The sequence below is a fragment of the Mycobacterium heckeshornense genome (assembly GCF_016592155.1).
In the GTDB taxonomy this organism is placed as follows: Bacteria; Actinomycetota; Actinomycetes; order Mycobacteriales; family Mycobacteriaceae; genus Mycobacterium; species Mycobacterium heckeshornense.
In genome coordinates, this window is record NZ_AP024237.1 from 2,912,981 (window position 1) to 2,930,990 (window position 18,010).

Below are 18,010 nucleotides of genomic sequence, written 5' to 3' on the forward strand. Positions count from 1 at the left end.
TCAGGCAGCAGCGCCAATCCGGGGAAACGAACCTGTGCTCGTTCCATATCCCTCGCTGTCTTGGATCCAGCAGCCCAGGGCGTGTTTACGCCCGTCGAGGTCCACGCCGATGGCCAGATAGGCCACCTTGGTGCCCACCACCCCGTTGTCGGCGATGCGCAGCCGCAGCCCGTCGATATACAGGATCGGGTAGACCTCATCGAGTGGGCGCGATTGCCAGGCCTTGATCTCATCGACCACCACCTCGGTGATATTGGAGATCAATTCTCGTGACACCTTGGCTCCGTACACCTCGGCCAGATGCGCCTCGATATCGCGGGTGGTCATGCCGCGCGAATACAGCGACAGCACCACCGAATTGATGTTGCCCAGCCGGCGCGCCCTTTTGGGCACGATCACCGGCTCAAAAGTGCCGTTGCGGTCGCGCGGCACCACGATATCCACCGGGCCGTTGACCGTGGTCACCGTCTTCGGTGAAGACCCATTGCGAGAATTGCCCGACCCGCGGCCGGCCGGGTCACCGGATTCATACCCCAAATGGTGGGTCATTTCGGTCTGCAAGGCCCGCTCGAGCACCGCCTTGGTCAACTCGGTCAGCAAACCGTCCGCCCCGTCGATCGGGGTCCCCGATTTCACCGCGTCCTTGATCAGCGAATCCAGGGTCTCGGCCGAAAACGTCTCCGCCAGCCGGCGAGCCGCCGACATCTCCTTGCCCGCCGACTCCATGAGCTTCGTCACAAAACACTCCTTCTGTCCGCCCGAACGGCGGTCCGATGATGGACCACCCCGGACTTACACAGATGGAATGACACGCCCCAACCAACCCGGCACAAATCGACTGGACACCCCACCGCAAACCATCAGGACCGTCGCGGCGGCCCTGATGATCGGCGATGAATCGACAGACTAGTCCGAAGTTGCGGCGGTTTGTCGGTCGGATTTACTGATTGAGCTGGTGTTTTGTTGATTTGTCGGGTCGGTTGTTCTGGCTACGCCACTTGGAGGGGGATGGGGGTCTTGATGAGTTCGAAGGCGCGGCGCTGTTCGGGGGTGGATTCGGCCAGGGTGGGCACGGTGGTGTTGGTGCCGTGGTAGCGAATGTCGTTGCGGGTCAGGGTCGCCAGGTGGGTGAGCAGGCCGCGGAAGCTGCGCAGCGCGGTGCCGTCGGGGGCGTGGCGGGTGGCGGCTTTGGTTTGGGCAGCTTGGGAGCGTTGGGCCGGTGCGACGGGGTTGTCGCGTAGGGGTGGGTGTTCGTCGGTGAAGGTCAGCGGCGCCCAGGCCTGGCGCAGGTGCCAGGTCACATAGCAGGCCAGCATGCAGATCAACACGTGGGCTTTGACCCGTTCGGTGAGCCGGTGGCGGATGGGTCGTAGGTCGAGGTCGTCGGTTTTGATGCTGCGGAAGTCGCGTTCGACGTGGGCCAAGTTCTTGTAGCCGACGACCACGCCTGGGGCGTTGAGGTCGGTGGCGGGCACGCTGGTGCGTAGCACGTAGATGCCATCGAGGGCGGTTTCGGTGTCGATGCCGGCCTGGTTGCGGTGGTAGGTGAGGCTGGTGTCGGTGATGGTGCGCTCAAAGTGCTTGCCCATCTTGTATTTATCGATGATTTTGCCGACGGCTTCCCCGATGCGGCCGGCTCCGGTCAGCCGGCCGGCAGCCACCCGTTCGGCGATGGCGCCCAGGTCGATCTCGGTGGCGGCCAGCAGGGCGGCGCGTTTGCGGGCGCGTTGGGCGGCCAGGGCGGGGTTGCGGCAGGCGATGAGCCGTTCGCCGGGATAGTCGGGGTGGGTGATTTCGGCGAGGTCCTGGGTATCGAACAAGCTCATCTGCAGCGGCCCGTCATCGGCGGCCAGCACGGCGATCTGGGGGGCGCGCAGCGCGGTGAGCCATCCGAAACCAGTTGCGGTGTCTGGGTTGTCATTGAGTTCACGGATTGCGTCGATACGCGCGGAGGTGATCATGCCGCGATCACCGACCAGCACCAACCGATCAAGCCCGAATTGGGTGCGCACCACCTCGACGATGTCGGTGAAGGCGACCGGGTCGGCGGTGTTACCGGCAAACACCCGCACCGCCACCGGGCGGCCGGCTGGATCGGTGAGGATGCCGTATTCGATTTGCGGTAGCCTTTTTTACCGTCCCTCGAATACCCGCGCGAGGCCAGCTCGCAACACCGTCCGGTCATCCGGGCACTGGTCAGATCAAACAACGCCATCCGCGAGGGATTAGCCTGTGGCCCTAAGTGTTTGGCAGCCAGCTTCTTTTCGATCGTGTCTTGCCGGTCGGCCAGCCAGTCCATCGCAGCGTAGATCTCGTCGGTGGATGCGGTGGCCACATCCAGATCGACCCCCACGGTGGAATCGGCCCACGAGGCCAGCGTGGACAGCTTGGAGGCCGGTTGGATCACCCGGGAGATGATCAGCGCGAACACCAGATCCCTCGACCGGCACGCCGGCCCCAACAACGCCGGAAACCCCAACTGGCGGGCCATCGCAGCTACCGCCGCCACATCCCCATGCGGCAGTGACCGGGTGATCGTGAACTCAGACCCGGCCGGCACCAGCACCTGGCCCTTGAGCGTGCCCTCAACCGCGGCGATCACGTCGGCGGGCAGCTTGGACAGGTTCGCCAGCGTCTCGTGGCGGACTTTCTTGCCGTCTCGATAGGTGCGGCGCACCAGGACCGACTCATAGCGGCGAACGTTGCCCGCCTTGTCCACATACTTGCTCGGTGTTCGGGCTACGTGCATCCGCGCTGGCTTCGCCACCACTCAATGGTAATAGATCAACTCAAGCATATTGTGAATCGACACACGATATTCACTGGCTACATTATCAATCCGCAAACCGACAGAATCTGAGCTCAGCCGTAGATTCCGTCTACCTCACTTGCCGCAACTTCGGACTAGTGGTGTGGCCGGTCCAGCTCGGCCGCGAAGAAAGCCGACGCAGTCTTCAGAATTGCATTGGCGCGCTTGAGTCCTGCGTTCTCCCGCTTCAGCCTCTTGAGCTCAGCGGACTCCTCGGTCGATACTCCCGGACGCGCCCCGGCATCGATCTCAGCCTGGCGCACCCATTTGCGCACGGTCTCGGTGGTCCCGACACCGAGCAACTCGGCCACCGCGCGCATGGCTGCCCACTCCGTCTCATGCTGATCGCGGATCTCGGCGACCATCCGCACTGCCCGCTCCCGCAACTCCGGCGGGTACCTCCTCGACGAATTCGCTGACACGACTCCAACCCTCCCAAGAAGTGGAGTCTCCGGACATCCCGGGGCGGTTCAGGATGTGCCGGCCCGTACGGGATTCCGTCCGTCGTGCGAAGACGATTTCTAAGCCTTAATCCACCGACGGAATTCTTGCCGTGAGTGTGTCGTAACAGCAGAAGTGCCCTTTGACCTGGGATTATCGGAGTTGCTGACCCTCTGATGACCCAGAAGAAAGGGCACCTCGTAAATGCGATTGTTGCATGCTGCGGGCAAGACTCGCGCCAGCTTCGATGACCCGAATCTCGTGTCGCATGCCGGGCTGGTGCCCGCGATGCGGCTGGCCGAGCTGGTTGGGCTGGAAAAGCTTGCCGCCCATCATGTTCGGCTCGACGCCGAGGTGGTGTGAAGGTCGGTTCGCTGATCGCGGGGATGATCGCCGGTGCCGATGACATTGACGGGATGGAGCTGCTTCGCCACGGTGCGATCCCGGGCACCTTCGGTGGGATCCGCGCCCCGTCCACGCTGGGGTCGTTTCTGCGTGCGTTTAACCACGGCAATGTGCGCCAGCTGGCCGCGGTGCACCGCCGTGTAGTCGCCGAACTCGCCAAGCATGCCCCGCTGCTGGCCGGTGGCGAAGAGCTGGCGTTCATCGACCTAGATTCGACCCAGAAGCGGGTGTATGGGCCCGACAAGCAGGGCGCGGCGTTCGGGCATGCCAAGATCGCGTCCAAATCGCTGACCGTGCGCGGGCTTAACGCGCTGATCGCCACCGTGTGTACCCCGCTGGCGGCGCCGGTGATCACCACGACGAGGCTGCGCGGCGGCAACGCCGCCTCTGCCCGCGGCGCAGCCACGCTGGTGGCCGAGGCGATCACCACCGCCCGTGCGGCGGGGATCAGCGGGCTGATCGTGGTGCGCGGCGACTCGGCCTTCTACAGCGGGGCATTCGTGGCGGCCTGCCGCCGCAACGGGGCGCATTTCTCGGTCACCGTGCGCATGGATCCCAAGATCCGCTGCACCATCGCCGACATCGACCAGACCGCCTGGATTCCCATCAACTACCCCAACGCAGTGTTCGATGAGAGCAGCGGGCAATGGATTTCCGACGCCGAAATCGCCGAGATCCCCTACACCGCGTTCACCTCTACCCCAGCGCATGCCACCCACGGGCGGTTGATTGTGCGCCGGGTGCGCGAACGTAACCCGCGCGCCGCCGCCGAAAACCAGGGTGAGCTGTTCGCCGCCTACCGCTATCACGCGGTCTTCACCGACAGCCCATTCGAACTGGTGCAGGCCGAATCCCAGCACCGTGGGCATGCCATCGTCGAACAGGTCTTCGCCGACCTGCTTGACGGGCCGTTGGCCCACCTACCGTCTGGCCGGTTTAACGCCAACGCTGCCTGGCTGCAACTGGCCGCCACCGCCCACGCGCTTACCCGGACCCTGGGCGTGCTGGCCTCGCCCGAGCACACCCTGGCCCGCAGCGCCACCATCCGCACCCAGCTGATCAACGTCGCCGCACGGTCCGCCCGGGCCGGACGCGGCAATATCACCTGGCACCTGCCCCGGCATTGGCCCTGGGAACACGCTTGGCTCAACGCCTTTCACGCCACCCACCGCGCACCACCGGCCCTAGCAGCCTGACACACCCACCGCGCTCTGACATCGCCCACCCAAACCGACCGCCCCGCTCCAAGTGCCCAACCAGAAACAGGACAAGCTGGCAGACGAGGCCAGCAGCTGACGCGCGTCCTCATCCAGCAGCTTCAGCTCAACATTTGACAATCCGGTCGCAAATCGTCACGCCAGTTTCATCGGTGGATTCAGGCTAAATACCCATTATTTGGATGCTCACGCAAGATAACGGCCGATATCCACTAGACACAGCAAGATAACAACTGTTACCTTGGTGTGCGAGGTAACAAGGCACCCGGATGTGACCGGCCCGATGCGGCAGCAAAGAGGGAAGCGTGAAATGTCTGCAGAACAGGCCCTGCAAGGCAAGCGTACCGGCACTCAGGGATCGGTTCGTGCCCGTCGCTCCCCGCAAGAGGTCGAGCAGGTCATCTTCGATGCGGCGCGTAGGTTGTTCGCCTTTCAGGGCTATGCCGCGACTACGATACGAGAGATTGCCGGACTGGCGGGCGTGCACGTGCCGCTTCTCTATCGCCGTTACGGATCCAAGGCGGGTCTGTTTCGCGCGGCGGTGCTGGTGCCGTTCGGCGAGGTGATCTCGTCGTACTTGAAAACGTGGGAGGCGCAGATCGATGAGCCGGTTTCCCTGCGGGAGCTGGTCGTGGCCTTCATCGATCCGCTCTACGCCCTGCTGCGTGAGCACCGCGAACTCGCGATGGCCCTGGTCCAGGCCCGTGCATTGCTGCCGGAAGGTGACACGGATGGCGACTACGACAATGCGGCCTGGCCGTTGGGTCTCGGCGAGGTTCTGGCGCAACTTGTCCCGCAGCTGGAGTTGGAGGGCGCCCGGAGGGGACTGCGAGTCGACCGCTCAACGACGATCTTCGTCGTGCTCGGCATGGTATTAGGGCTCGCCCTGCTCGACCCGGTGCTGGGGGTTGGTGCTGTGCAGGCCACACCAGACCAGGTCAGCGAGGCGATGGTCGAACTCGTGCTGCACGGCATTTCGCCGCCGGACGAAGCACTCGCTGACGTTCCAGCCGACGCGCCGGTATCGGCGCAGGTGCTGCTCGCGCTGCACGAACGAGTAGTTGCAGCAGAACGCCGTGCCGCGAGCGCGGAGTTCACGCTCGCTCAGTACGTCAACAAGTTCAAAAAGCTCGGGGACGTGTCGCGTCCGCCGTGAGCCCCGCCGTCTGACGGGCGCGCCCCGATGTGCGATTCCCGTGGCGCGCTAAGGCGCTCCCACAGCTAACCGAATCAGTCAGCGCTTCGGCGCGAGCTATCCCAACACAACAAGGAGATTCTCAATGAAGTTGTCAAGCCGCCGCGGCGGTAGGTGCGGGCTGGTATGCCGTGCCGTCGCGGAGCATGGCCCATACCACGTTGAGGCGGCGGCGCGCCAAAGCGAGGACGGCTTGGGTGTGGGTTTTGCCTTCGGATCTTTTGCGGTCGTAGTAGGTGCGCGAGGCGGCGTCGGTGCGGATGGCGATTTGGGCGGACAGGTAGCAGGCGCGCAGCAGGCGGCGGTGGTAGCGGCGGGGGCGTTTGAGGTTGCCGCTGATGCGCCCGGAGTCGCGGGGTACCGGGGCCAGTCCGGACACGCCGGCGAGGCGGTCGACGGAGTCGAAGCCGCATATGTCGCCGCCGGTGGCGGCGAGGAACTCGGCGCCGAGCACGACACCGAAGCCGGGCATGCTCAAGATGATTTCAGCGTGGCGGTGGCGGCGAAATCGCTCCTCGATCATCGTCTCGGTGTCGTCGATTTCGATGTCGAGGGCCATCACCTCCTTAGCCAGGCGAGCCACCACGGTGGCAGCCAGGTGTTGTCCGGGCACGATGGTGTGCTGGGCGTTAGCGGCCGCAAGGGCTTTGGACGCGACAGCATCGGCATTGCGGGCCTTACGTTTTCGCAACCAGGCGGCCAGCTCAGCAGCACCGGCGCGGCGCAGCCCGTCAGGCGTTTGATAGCCGGTAAGCAAAATCAACGCGGCCTTGCTGGTGCTGTAGTCAAAGGCGCGTTCCAGGGCGGGGAAGTATTCCAGCAGCTGGGCCCGCAGCCGGTTGATCGCCCGGGTGCGATCGGCCACCAAATCAGCGCGCCGGCTGGTGAGGATGCGCAGTTCCACCGCGATCTCGTCGCCGGGTCGCAACGGCTGCAGGTCGCGGCGCATCCGGGCCTGATCGGCAATGATCGCGGCGTCTTTGGCGTCGGTCTTGCCATCGCCGCGGTAGCCGCCCGAGGCGTGATAGACGGTGCGCCCGGGGATATACAGCAGCCGCTGCCCGGCCCCGACCAGCAGAACAATCAATACCGCAGCGCCACCACCGTTGAGATCGATCGCCCAGGTGATCTCAGCGCCATCAACCACAGTGCTGACCGTGCTGATCAACTCCAGCAGCGCAGTTTCGTCGTTAGCGACCCGCTGCGCCAGCAGCCGCTGCCCTTCGGCGTCGATGACCACACAGTAGTGATCAGATTTACCGGCGTCGACACCAGCCCACAACTGCTGCCCCACAACCACCTCCGTAATCGCCGTAACAATCGACCCAGCAGACGACCACGCCGACGTGTCCTTACACAGCGATCGAATCGCATCTCTCAATTAGCGGTCGAGTCGTCGCGGGACGCCGGGCGGCCAATCTCCTTCGGCCATCACCGACGGCAAACCCATGAAAGCCATACCCGACGCCCCTGGGCAGTTCGAAGCCTACGGCCAACGGCAACGACCACCCTGCAAGAAAGGTAAGGAGCAACCCGATGGTCGATACTGTCCGTCCCGAGGACGACTATTTCCACACCAGCACGATGACTGACAGCCCGTTCTGGAACGAGAGTGCCTGGTTTCCGTTCTACGTCGCCGAGCGTGATTTGAGCGGATTCGTCTACATAAACCACCGTCCGAACATGAACTTTTCCATGACGGGTGTGGGGCTTTGGGATCCGAGTGGTGAGGAAATGTATGACTGCCTGTACCACGATTGGTTTGAGTTCGCCCCGCTGAACTCCTCGACGAACACCGAAATGTTCGACTTCGCGACGCCGAACGGCCTGACGCTGCGCTGCCTGGAGCCGCAGAAAGCGTTCACGATGCACTACGACCGCGACGGCTGTCAGCTGGATTTGCGGTTCGACGCGACCATGGGCGTCGCTAACTCGGGATTCCCGGACGGCTCCGAGGAGTGGGGTCCGCACCACTACGAACAAGGCGGCCGCGTCACCGGAACGATCCGCATCAACGGCGAGGAGATCGCCGTCGATTGCGGATCTAACCGCGACCACTCCTGGGGACCGCGGTTCTACAAGGACAATCCCCGAGGCGACTTCCCCTGGTTCAACGACGGCAAAGGCTTCGCCTTCCAGATGTACAACGTGGGCACCGCACCACAAGATGTCGACCCCATCGTCGGAACGACGGAACCCGCAATCACCGGCTGGCTGCAGAAGGACGACAAGGTCGCCGCTGTTGTCACCGGCAGCCGCAAGGTCGTCGAACGTCGCCCGGACGGCGTGCCGTGGCGACTAGTCATCGAAGGCACCGACGACCTCGGACGCACGGTGCAGGCCGAGGGGCGTTGCAAGAACGTCCTGAAATGGGTGCCCTGGGCGCGTTACCTGCAGTTCTGGTCATTGTGCGAGTGGACGCTGGACGATGGCTCGATCCAGTACGGGGAGGCCATCGAGTGGTTCCCGGGCATCCAAGCACGAAACTTTCTCCGCGGACTTCGCCGCCAGAAGAGCCTGCGATGACTTGGAGCGACCTCAATCCCGGACACCGAATTGCGCTTGCTCTAGGCGGTTCGACGAAGGGCTGCCTTGCTGAGGCTGCGGCGGCCACGCTCGCCAGCTCCGAGAGCAATGACTTTTGGCGGAGCGACTCGCTTCAACCAATGCATGCCTAGGCCTAAGCAAACCGTCACCGACGTCAGTTAGTTAGGACAGCTGAAGGTATTGCCGTGTTGCTCGAGGGGAAACGAATCATTGTCACTGGCGGAATCACCGGCATCGGAAAAGCCACGGTCCTCGCGATGGCGCGCGAAGGGGCTCAAGTTGTGTCGATGTCACGCGCCGAACCGACCGCAGAGCGGGTCGCCGCGGTGGTGGATGCTGCTAATGAATTAGGTAAACGCCCCGTCACGCACGTGCAATGCGACGTCACGAAACGGAACGTCGTAAACGCGGCATTCGGCCAGGCGATTAGCTTGATGGGCGGCCTCGATGCTCTAGTGAACAGCGCCGGACTGGAACATCAGGGACCCGCCGAGGATCTGACTGAGGAACTGTTGTACGAGCAGTTCGCAGTACACGTCATGGGAACGGCGTTCACCAACGGAGCGGCATTCCGGCATTTCAAGGACAACGGCGGTGGCGCGATAGTCAACTACGCCTCCTACGCCGGCGTATGCGGGATGCCCGGAATGGCCAACTACAGTGCGGCGAAGGGTGGCGTGGTAGCTTTCAGCCGAACAGTCGCCAAGGACTGGGCTCCGTACCGGGTACGAGTCAATGTCGTGTGTCCAGGTGTCATGACCGAACTAGCACAGAAATGGTACGACGAGATGGATGCCGAACGACGCGCACAGATTGACGCATGGCAGGCCGCTACAATTCCATTGGGCGGCAAGCTCGGCGAGGTCGACGACGCCGCGAACCTGAACGTCTTTCTGACCAGCGACATGTCGAAGTTCATACACGGTCAGACAATTGGCGTCGACGGCGGCATGATGATGAGCCGCTGACAACACGGTTTGACCCGCACGACAGGACAGGAGTGGCGTCGACGCAGCGCGGCAGGTACGGCGGTTGATGCCGCACCTGCTGCCCGAACCGAAGACGCCCCACAAGACGCGGTGCTGACACCGTTCCTAAACACGGGTCTGTACGGATAACGGTGTAAATGGTTGTGTCGGTTCTACTTTCGTGCAGCGGACAGGCGGCCGTCAAATGTGATGTCGAAAGCGTTTAAGGCCTCCTTCCAGCGGTTGCTCCAGCGTTTGCGGCCGCGGCCGGTGGGATCGATGCTCATGATCGCCATGTAGACGCATTTCAGCGCGGCCGCGTCGGTGGGAAAGTGCCCACGGGCATTGACCGCTCGCCGGATGCGCGCGTTGATGCTTTCCACCGTTATCTGGAGTCCGGTGCAGGTGCGGTCGTCTGAGCTGGTGTTTCGTGTTGTGGACGGTGTCGATGACGGTCGTGCGGGTGGGGTGTGCTGGCGGTTTAGCATGGTCCGATCGTTATCCGATTGCGATGTGGCTGGGGTGGGGTCTCGCGGTTCTGGCCGAGAACGACGGCGAGTTGGCGGCGTAGCCGCTGGTTTTCGTCGGTGAGTTCGCGGTTGCGGCATAGTGCGATGTCGAGGCGCTGGCGCAAGGATTGGTCGCTTGCCTGTTGTCGGGCCGGAATCGTTGGGGTCGGCCGGGGCTGGTTGCGTGCGCGCAGGCGCTGGATCTCGTCTTTGACGTCGTTCTGGGCGTAGAGCCAGGAACGGGAGACGCCTGCGGCGTCGGCGACCTGACTTGGCTCACGTTTGGGGTTCTGGTGAGACTGCCGCGGGCTGACCTGCTGTCTTGGGGCTGGATTCATCAAAATTTGAACACTAAAGCGGGGTCATAAGCTGCGCTGGTGGCCTTCGTACGCACTGTGAAGACAGCGTCTGGGGCAACGGCGGTGCAGATCGTGTGGTCCTGGCGGCGGGGTTCACGTTCGATCGAGCACATCGGCTCGGCGCACGACGAGGTCGAGTTGGCGGCGCTGAAGGCCGCCGCGGCGACACGGTTGGCGGCCGGACAAACCGAGCTGGATCTCGGGCTTTCTGGTGGGCTGGAGCCCGGTACGTTACCGATCGTCTCCTCGCAGATGACCCACCTGTGGGATGCGCTGTACGCTGCCTACCGGGTGCTGGGGTTGGAGTCGGCTACCAAGGGCGACAACGTGTTTCGCGATCTGGTGTTGGCGCGGATCATCGAACCGACCAGTAAGGTCGACGCCGAGAGGGTACTGAACGAAGTCGGCGTTCACCCAGCGTCGTATGCCACGGTCAAACGCCGGTTGGCGACCTATGCCAAACCGTCATGGCGCCAAGCACTGGCCAGCGCATGCGCAGCCCATGCCGGCCTCGGGCCGGCGTCGCTGGTGTTGTTCGACGTGTCCACCCTGTATTTCGAGACCGATGCCGGTGATGGGTTCCGCGAGCCGGGCTTTTCCAAGGAACGTCGCCTGGAACCGCAGATCACTCTCGGGCTGCTCAGCGACGCGGCCGGTTTCGCGCTGACGGTGGCCGCGTTCGAGGGCAACAAGGCCGAGACCGCCACGATGCTGCCGGTGATCAACGCCTTCAAAGCCGCCCATCAACTCAGCGACGTTACCGTCGTCGCCGATGCCGGGATGGTCTCGGAAGCCAACCAGATCGCGCTGCAGACGGCGGGGTTGTCGTTCATCCTGGGCACGAGAATCCCGTTTGTGCCCGACGTCGTGCGCCGTTGGCGCGATGCCCATCTCGACCAAGCCATCCCCGACGGGCAGGTGCTCACCCAGCCGTGGCCGGCTACCAGCGCCGAGAAGGCCCGCGGCATTCCCGATCGAGTGATCCACTACCAATACCGTTACGACCGAGCGCGGCGCACGCTGCGTGGGATCGATGAGCAGGTCGCCAAAGCCCAGCGCGCAGTTGACGGAAAAGCCCCGGTCAAACGCAACCGCTACATCCAGCTGTCCGGCGCGACCAAGTCGGTGAACCGGGAGCTGGAGGCCAAGACCCGGGCGCTGGCGGGCTGGAAGGGCTACACCACCGACCTCACTACCGCATCACCGGAATTCGTCATTGACGCCTACCACCAGCTGTGGCGCATCGAGAAGGCATTCCGCATGTCCAAACACGACCTGCAAGCCCGACCGCTCTACTACCACATCCGCGAGTCCATCGAAGCGCACCTGACCATCGTGTTCGCCGCTCTGGCCGTCACGCACTGGATTGAGCGCCAAACCGGCTGGAGCATCAAGAAATTCGTCCGCACGACCCGCCGCTACCGCACCGCCCAGATCAAAGCCGGCCGACAGATTCTCACCGCCGCCGATCCGCTACCCGAAGAACTCCGCGAAGCCATCGCCCAAATCAGCAGGCGGCCTGAACGAGGCTGTCAAGTTAACGGTGTAACTGGTTGTTGTACTGTTATTTTCGGCCTTGGGTTAGTCGCCCTGGGAATGCGATCTCGAAGGCGTTGAGCGGTGCTTTCCATCGGTTGACCCAGCGCTTGCGGCCCTTGCCGGTTGGGTCAAGGCTCATGATCGCCAGGTAGACGCACTTGAGCGCGGCCTGCTCGGTCGGGAAGTGGCCGCGGGCGTTGACCGCCCTGCGGATCCTTGAGTTTAGGCTTTCGATGCTGTTGGTCGTGCAGATCACGCTGCGGATTTCCTTGTCGAAGGCCAGGAAGGGAACGAACTCGGCCCAGGCGTTCTCCCACAGCTTGATGATGGCCGGGTAGCGCTGGCCCCAGGTCTCGGTGAACGCGGCGAACGCGTCCAAAGCCGCTGACTCGCTGGCCGCGGTGTAGACCAGCTTGAGGTCTTTGGCGATCGCGGCCCAGTCCCTCTTGGAGGCGTAGCGAAACGAGTTCCTCAGAAGGTGCACGACACAGACTCCCGCTGTCAACCTCGGGTCGTGGGCATGATTGATCGCCGCGGCTGGCTGACTTTGCTCAGCGCGGGGGCGGGGTGGGGTTGTTAGGCGGCGGTGGCGCGGTGGTGGATGGCCGGGTCGTAGGGGTTGTGGTCGTGCCAGCAGCGCCACAAGATGCGACACCAGCGGGCGCCCAGGCCACGCAGGGCACGATGGTGTGGTTGGCCGGCGGCGCGGGCGTGTTGGTAGATGTCGGCCGACCAGAGGTCTTCACGGACGGCGACGAACATCCACCAGTCGATGGCGTGCCGCATCCGCCGGTTGGCGGCGTAGCGGAAGCGAACCTGACGTGTGCGCCCGGACACCTTGGTGACCGGAGCCAAGCCGGTCTCTGCCAACAATGACGGCGCCGAAGGAAAACGACTGCGCTCCTCACCCATTTCGGAGATCAACACGGCGGCGGTGACCGGTCCGATGCCGGGGAAACTGGTGAAGATCGGGGTGTCCGGGTGCGCCTCGAGCAGTTCGCCCAGTCGTTTGTCATGGGCTCGCAAATGGGTGTTGAGTAGAGCCAGTTGTTCGGTGAATGCTTTGGCCGCCAACGCTTTGCCAGCAACGGTGCCGTCGCTCGCCGATAGCAGATGCGGCTGCATCCGGGCGACAAGTGTCTCGGGTTTGTGCCGGCCACTGTAGCCGTGCCGGGACGTGAACGCGCCCATCCGCGCAGCGGTGATCCGGCCCGCCTGCACGGGAGTGGGATAGCTGCGGATGAAGGACAGGGTGATGTCCCGGTCCAGTGCAGAAAACAGGTGCAACGGGCACGGATGATAGGCATCCAAGATTGACCGCAGTCGATTCTCGGTGTCCACCTGCATATCCAGGATGCGTTGACGATCGCGGCTCACTGCGGTCAGCTCCGCTAGAAGCGGCGACGGAACGGCCAACGGCCGCCACTGGGCATACTGGTGACGCAACGTATCGGCCAACACATAGGCATCGAATTCGTCGGACTTGGCGGCCGCCATCCGATAGCGTTCGCGTGCTCGCGCCGAGATTTTCGGTGACACGCAATAAATTTCGGCATCGCAGTGGTGCTGGAGATATTCGACCAGTAGCCCTTCGGCCCGCTCGATCGCGATCCGGACCGCACCGGTGAACGAAGCAATCAACCCGACCAGGACGGCCAGACCATCGACGGTGTGAGCGACCTTGCGACTGAGCAGCTGCTGGCCGGTGCCATCCAGCACACACAGGTGATGGAAGCGCCCGCCCCAGTCGATCCCACACCAGAAGCTGTTCGGCCGTTGCAGAGTACTCTGATTCATTGCACTTGGATCCCTTTCAATGTGAAAGGTTCACCCTGCGATCGCGAGGCCTGCCCGGAACCTCATCTCGGCACTCACCGCCCACAGCGGTGGCGCTGCTCTCGCTGGCCGGTCCACGCCCCGCAGCCACCACGGGCGGACAGGTCTGCATGTGGACCTCGAAGGTGACGCGTTTGCGTGGGCCCTGCCCGTGGTGGTGCAGGTGAACGCCGAGACCATCCCGGCCGATCCATTGTTAATAGATGAGGTTTGGATCACGGTATCGGGGAAGATCGAGCGGATCGCATCAGGCAAGCCGGTCAGCCCGTCGCAGCAGGCGATGAGGATGTCGCGTACTCCGCGGTTGCGCAGGTCGATGATGACCTTCTGCCAAAACCGTGCGCCCTCGCTGTCTTGGATCCAGCAGCCCAGGGCGTGTTTACGCCCGTCGAGGTCCACGCCGATGGCCAGATAGGCCACCTTGGTGCCCACCACCCCGTTGTCGGCGATGCGCAGCCGCAGCCCGTCGATATACAGGATCGGGTAGACCTCATCGAGTGGGCGCGATTGCCAGGCCTTGATCTCATCGACCACCACCTCGGTGATATTGGAGATCAATTCTCGTGACACCTTGGCTCCGTACACCTCGGCCAGATGTGCCTCGATATCGCGGGTGGTCATGCCGCGCGAATACAGCGACAGCACCACCGAATTGATGTTGCCCAGCCGGCGCGCCCTTTTGGGCACGATCACCGGCTCAAAAGTGCCGTTGCGGTCGCGCGGCACCGCGATATCCACCGGGCCGTTGACCGTGGTCACCGTCTTCGGTGAAGACCCATTGCGAGAATTGCCCGACCCGCGGCCGGCCGGGTCACCGGATTCATACCCCAAATGGTGGGTCATTTCGGTCTGCAAGGCCCGCTCGAGCACCGCCTTGGTCAACTCGGTCAGCAAACCGTCCGCCCCGTCGATCGGGGTCCCCGATTTCACCGCGTCCTTGATCAGCGAATCCAGGGTCTCGGCCGAAAACGTCTCCGCCAGCCGGCGAGCCGCCGACATCTCCTTGCCCGCCGACTCCATGAGCTTCGTCACAAAACACTCCTTCTGTCCGCCCGAACGGCGGTCCGATGATGGACCACCCCGGACTTACACAGATGGAATGACACGCCCGGGTTCCAAGGCCGCGTTCGCGCAGATCGGTCAGGAAATCGGCCCACGCATCAGTGGACTCACCGGTCCCCGGTGACAACCCGACGAACACGGGTTTGCCCTCGGTGGTGATGCCCCAGGCCGCCAACACCGGCTCGGCCGGCGACCCGGGATGCATCCGAAAGAACGAGGCGTCCAAAAACAGATAATCCAGCACGATCTCATCGAGTCGGCGGCGCGCCCACGCCTGATACTCGGCGCGGATCGCCTTGCAGACTTCCGAGACCGTCGACTTGGAGATCGCGGCCTGATCGCCGAGCGCTTCGGCAAGGGTGGCCTCGACATCCCGCACGGACAGTGGACCATCCCGGGTTTCGTGCACACCTTCTTTTGAGGGAAGGATGGCACGATGGCAACGAGGTACGACCAGGACATGAAGGCCAGGGCGGTCCGGCTGGTCCGGGAGCATCGCGACGAGTACGACACCGAGTGGGCGGCGATGCGGGCCATCTCGGCCCGGTTGGGGATGAGCGCGGAGACCCTGCGCAAGTGGGTGCGCCAGGCCGAGATCGACGACGGCCAGGCTGCTGGGGTATCGACGGCGGAGAGCCGGGAGTTGCGCGAGCTGCGTAAGAAGAACCGTGAGCTTGAGCAGACTATCGAAATCCTGAAGGCGGCAACAAGTTTCTTCGCGCGGGAGAGCGACCCGCGACACCGTTGATTTGTGAATTCATCGCCGAGCATCGTGCTCGGTTCGGGGTCGCTCCGATCTGCCGCGTGCTGAGCGAGCGTGGCTGCAAGATCGCCCCGAGAACCTTCTACGCCTGGCAGGCTCGCCCACCATCGAAACGGGTCTTGTGGGACATGACGGTCGCTGAGATCCTGGCCGGCTACTACACCCCCGATGCTGATGGTCGCCGCAAGCCCGAGTCACTCTACGGTGCGGCCAAGATGTGGGCTCACCTGCAACGACGGGGCATTCCGGTGGCCAAATGCACCGTGGAGCGTCTCATGCGGGCCAACGGCTGGCAGGGGGTGCGGCGGGTCAAGAAGGTCCGCACTACCGTGGCCGATCCCGCCGCGCAGCGGGCACCGGACCTGGTGGATCGCACCTTCGCCGTCGATGCCCCCAACCGGCTTCTGGTCGCCGATTTCACCTACGTTCGCCTGGTCACCGGGGTGTTCGTCTACACCGCGTTCGTCGTCGATGCCTACGCCGGGCGGATCCTCGGCTGGGCGTGCTCAACGACCAAGCACTCGTGGTTCGTCGAATCGGCGCTCCGTCAGGCCGCAGCGCTGCGGGCCCGTGAAGGCCACCCGCTGGCGGGGTCGACGATTCACCACTCTGATGCCGGGTCGCAGTACACGTCGGTGCACTGCGGGGAGACGATCATGCTCGCCGGCATGAAGCCGTCGATTGGAACGGTCGGAGACGCCTACGATAATGCGTTGGCGGAGACAATAATTGGTCTCTATAAGACCGAAGCGATCCGGAAAGACTCACCGTTCCCAACCGGGCCGCTGCGCTCGGTGCACGATGTCGAGCACCTCACCGCCGACTGGGTCCACTGGTTTGGATATGCGGGTGATTTTCGGCGTGTCTGCTGCTGTCCCGCGGGGCGGGCGCGGATGCTGTGGGCGGGAGGTTGTCGTGTTCGTGCCTTGCCTGGTTCACCCAGTTGGCGGTGGCGTTCTTCGGCTGGGGCATGAGCTGGTCGACGACTATTTGGGGATGGTCGCAGCCCGGGCGCGCCCGAACACGGTGCTGGCTGCCGCGTTCGATCTGAAGGTGTTCTTCACTGAGGTCGCCAAGGCGCCAGAGGAGGTCACCGATGCCGACGTGTTGTCATTCATCGCTGCCCAGCGCCAGCCGAGGCGTGGCGCGGAAGTGGTGCGGATTGACGACGGTGAGGCTGGACTGTCGGCGCGCACGATCAAGCGGCGGCTGGCCTCGGTCGCCGGGCTGTTCGAGTATCTGATCGTTCGTGGCGTTGTTTCTAGAAACCCAGTGCCGCAGGGATTGTCGACGCGGACTCCGAGTCGGGCGGTGCGTGGCGTGCCGTTGATTCGCACCCCGCGCACTGTGCCGCGGGTGATCGACCCCGATCAGGCCGACGCCTTGATGAGGGCGCTGCGCACCCACCGGGACCGGGCGATGGTACAGGCGATGCTGCTGGGTGGGCTGCGTCGGTGCGAGGTGCTCGGGCTGCGGCTGGGTGACGTGCGTCCCGGTGAGAAGCGGTTGTTCATCGCCGACGGCAAGGGCGGTCACCAGCGCATCGTGCCGGTGTCACCGCGCTTTTTCACCACTTTGGCCAGTTACCTGGAGCTGGAGCGGCCGCATACCGCGTCAACCGATCACGTGTTCGTGGTGCTCAAGGGCCAACGTCGGGGTCGGCCGCTCAGCGCGGCCGGGCTCGATGAGATCATCGCTGGTGCTCGGCGTCGAGCCGGCATTGAGCACCTGACCTGTCATCAACTGCGGCACACCTGTTTTACCCGGCTGCGTGAGGCCGGGATGGCGTTGGAGGCGATCCAGGCCCAGGCCGGGCATCGCTCGCTGGAATCGACCCGCATTTACTTGCACTTGGCCAACGGTTGGCTCGCCGACGAATACCGGCGAGCGGTCGAGGCGATCGATGCGCAAGCGATGCAGGCACCCTGATGCCCGCGTCGGTGGTGGTAGACGACTCCTGGCTCGTCGAGGACTATCTGGCCGCGATGCGGGCCTCAGGGCACAAGACGGGCCGGTCAACGACCCGATCGGCATACACCTGCGAGGGCAAGATCCGGCGGGCTGGCGGATGGGATGGGCTCACCGCCGAGCAGCGGCTCGACGTTGTGGTCAAGGCGCGTTCGTTCACGTCCTGGCTGATGGTCACTGGCCGCATCACTGTGGACGCCGAGCTGCTCAGCCGCACCGACCTGCGGCCGGGCCTGCCGGCACGGTCGTTTTGCCCCGCCGATTACCACTGGTTCAACGAAGCCTGTTCTCGCATCGGCGTTTCGGCCAGGGACACCGCGGCGCAGTGGAACATCCTGGCGAAGGTTACTGCCATCACCGGTGTGTCACCGCGCGCGATCACCGACGAGCAT

Annotated in this window: 8 protein-coding genes and 9 pseudogenes; 7 read left to right on the top strand and 10 right to left on the bottom strand. The window is 63.9% G+C overall.

The window, feature by feature from the left end; translation table 11 throughout:
• Positions 1-48: 48 nt before the first annotated feature.
• The 3 pseudogenes from MHEC_RS13860 to MHEC_RS13870 form a co-directional block, all read right to left on the bottom strand.
• Positions 49-705 (bottom strand): annotated as a pseudogene (locus MHEC_RS13860) (IS256 family transposase); the annotation flags it as partial.
• 284 nt (positions 706-989) lie between these two features.
• Positions 990-2,749 (bottom strand): annotated as a pseudogene (locus MHEC_RS25050) (IS1634 family transposase).
• Between the two features lie 153 nt (positions 2,750-2,902).
• A pseudogene (locus tag MHEC_RS13870) lies at positions 2,903-3,174 on the bottom strand (transposase); the annotation flags it as partial.
• A gap of 280 nt (positions 3,175-3,454) precedes the next feature.
• On the opposite strand from MHEC_RS13870, the pseudogene MHEC_RS13875 reads away from it, so the two are divergent.
• Positions 3,455-4,851: pseudogene (locus tag MHEC_RS13875) on the top strand (IS1380 family transposase).
• A 292-nt stretch (positions 4,852-5,143) separates the two neighbouring features.
• Positions 5,144-6,028, top strand: a complete 885-nt coding sequence (locus MHEC_RS13880; RefSeq protein ID WP_082170059.1) for a TetR/AcrR family transcriptional regulator — start codon at positions 5,144-5,146, stop codon at positions 6,026-6,028.
• A 133-nt stretch (positions 6,029-6,161) separates the two neighbouring features.
• Here the strand turns inward: MHEC_RS13880 and MHEC_RS13885 are convergent, their stop codons facing one another.
• Positions 6,162-7,361 (bottom strand): IS110 family RNA-guided transposase, encoded by a 1,200-nt coding sequence (locus MHEC_RS13885; RefSeq protein ID WP_201399571.1) that lies wholly within the window; start codon positions 7,359-7,361, stop codon positions 6,162-6,164.
• A 242-nt stretch (positions 7,362-7,603) separates the two neighbouring features.
• On the opposite strand from MHEC_RS13885, the gene MHEC_RS13890 reads away from it, so the two are divergent.
• A complete protein-coding gene (locus tag MHEC_RS13890; RefSeq protein WP_048893870.1) occupies positions 7,604-8,593 on the top strand; it encodes a DUF7065 domain-containing protein in 990 nt (329 codons plus the stop codon).
• 206 nt (positions 8,594-8,799) lie between these two features.
• Positions 8,800-9,582, top strand: a complete 783-nt coding sequence (locus MHEC_RS13895) for an SDR family NAD(P)-dependent oxidoreductase (RefSeq protein ID WP_048893871.1) — start codon at positions 8,800-8,802, stop codon at positions 9,580-9,582.
• A gap of 173 nt (positions 9,583-9,755) precedes the next feature.
• Here MHEC_RS13895 and MHEC_RS13900 read toward each other — a convergent pair.
• Positions 9,756-9,965, bottom strand: a pseudogene (locus MHEC_RS13900) (transposase); the annotation flags it as partial.
• Between the two features lie 98 nt (positions 9,966-10,063).
• The gene (locus MHEC_RS13905; RefSeq protein ID WP_201399580.1) at positions 10,064-10,429 is read right to left on the bottom strand and encodes an MreC domain-containing protein; all 366 of its coding nucleotides are present in this window, start codon (positions 10,427-10,429) and stop codon (positions 10,064-10,066) included.
• A 39-nt stretch (positions 10,430-10,468) separates the two neighbouring features.
• Between MHEC_RS13905 and MHEC_RS13910 the strand changes: the two are divergent.
• Positions 10,469-11,959 (top strand): annotated as a pseudogene (locus MHEC_RS13910) (IS1634 family transposase); the annotation flags it as partial.
• Between the two features lie 55 nt (positions 11,960-12,014).
• Here the strand turns inward: MHEC_RS13910 and MHEC_RS13915 are convergent.
• The 4 genes and pseudogenes from MHEC_RS13915 to MHEC_RS25055 form a co-directional block, all read right to left on the bottom strand.
• A pseudogene (locus MHEC_RS13915) lies at positions 12,015-12,482 on the bottom strand (transposase); the annotation flags it as partial.
• An 83-nt stretch (positions 12,483-12,565) separates the two neighbouring features.
• Positions 12,566-13,786, bottom strand: coding sequence for an IS110 family RNA-guided transposase (locus tag MHEC_RS13920; RefSeq protein ID WP_071700283.1), 1,221 nt, complete (start codon positions 13,784-13,786; stop codon positions 12,566-12,568).
• A gap of 234 nt (positions 13,787-14,020) precedes the next feature.
• A pseudogene (locus MHEC_RS13925) lies at positions 14,021-14,806 on the bottom strand (IS256 family transposase); the annotation flags it as partial.
• A gap of 97 nt (positions 14,807-14,903) precedes the next feature.
• Positions 14,904-15,272: pseudogene (locus tag MHEC_RS25055) on the bottom strand (transposase); the annotation flags it as partial.
• Between the two features lie 51 nt (positions 15,273-15,323).
• Between MHEC_RS25055 and MHEC_RS13935 the strand changes: the two are divergent.
• Together MHEC_RS13935 and MHEC_RS13940 are read left to right on the top strand one after the other, a co-directional pair.
• Positions 15,324-16,624 (top strand): IS3 family transposase gene (locus MHEC_RS13935; RefSeq protein ID WP_414018098.1). Its coding sequence is split into 2 segments (ribosomal slippage): positions 15,324-15,597 and positions 15,597-16,624, totalling 1,302 coding nucleotides; the frame shifts between segments, so codons are not numbered across the junction.
• 22 nt (positions 16,625-16,646) lie between these two features.
• On the top strand, positions 16,647-17,579 hold the full coding sequence (locus tag MHEC_RS13940) for a tyrosine-type recombinase/integrase (protein ID WP_236591477.1): 933 nt from the start codon (positions 16,647-16,649) through the stop codon (positions 17,577-17,579).
• Positions 17,580-18,010: the final 431 nt, after the last annotated feature.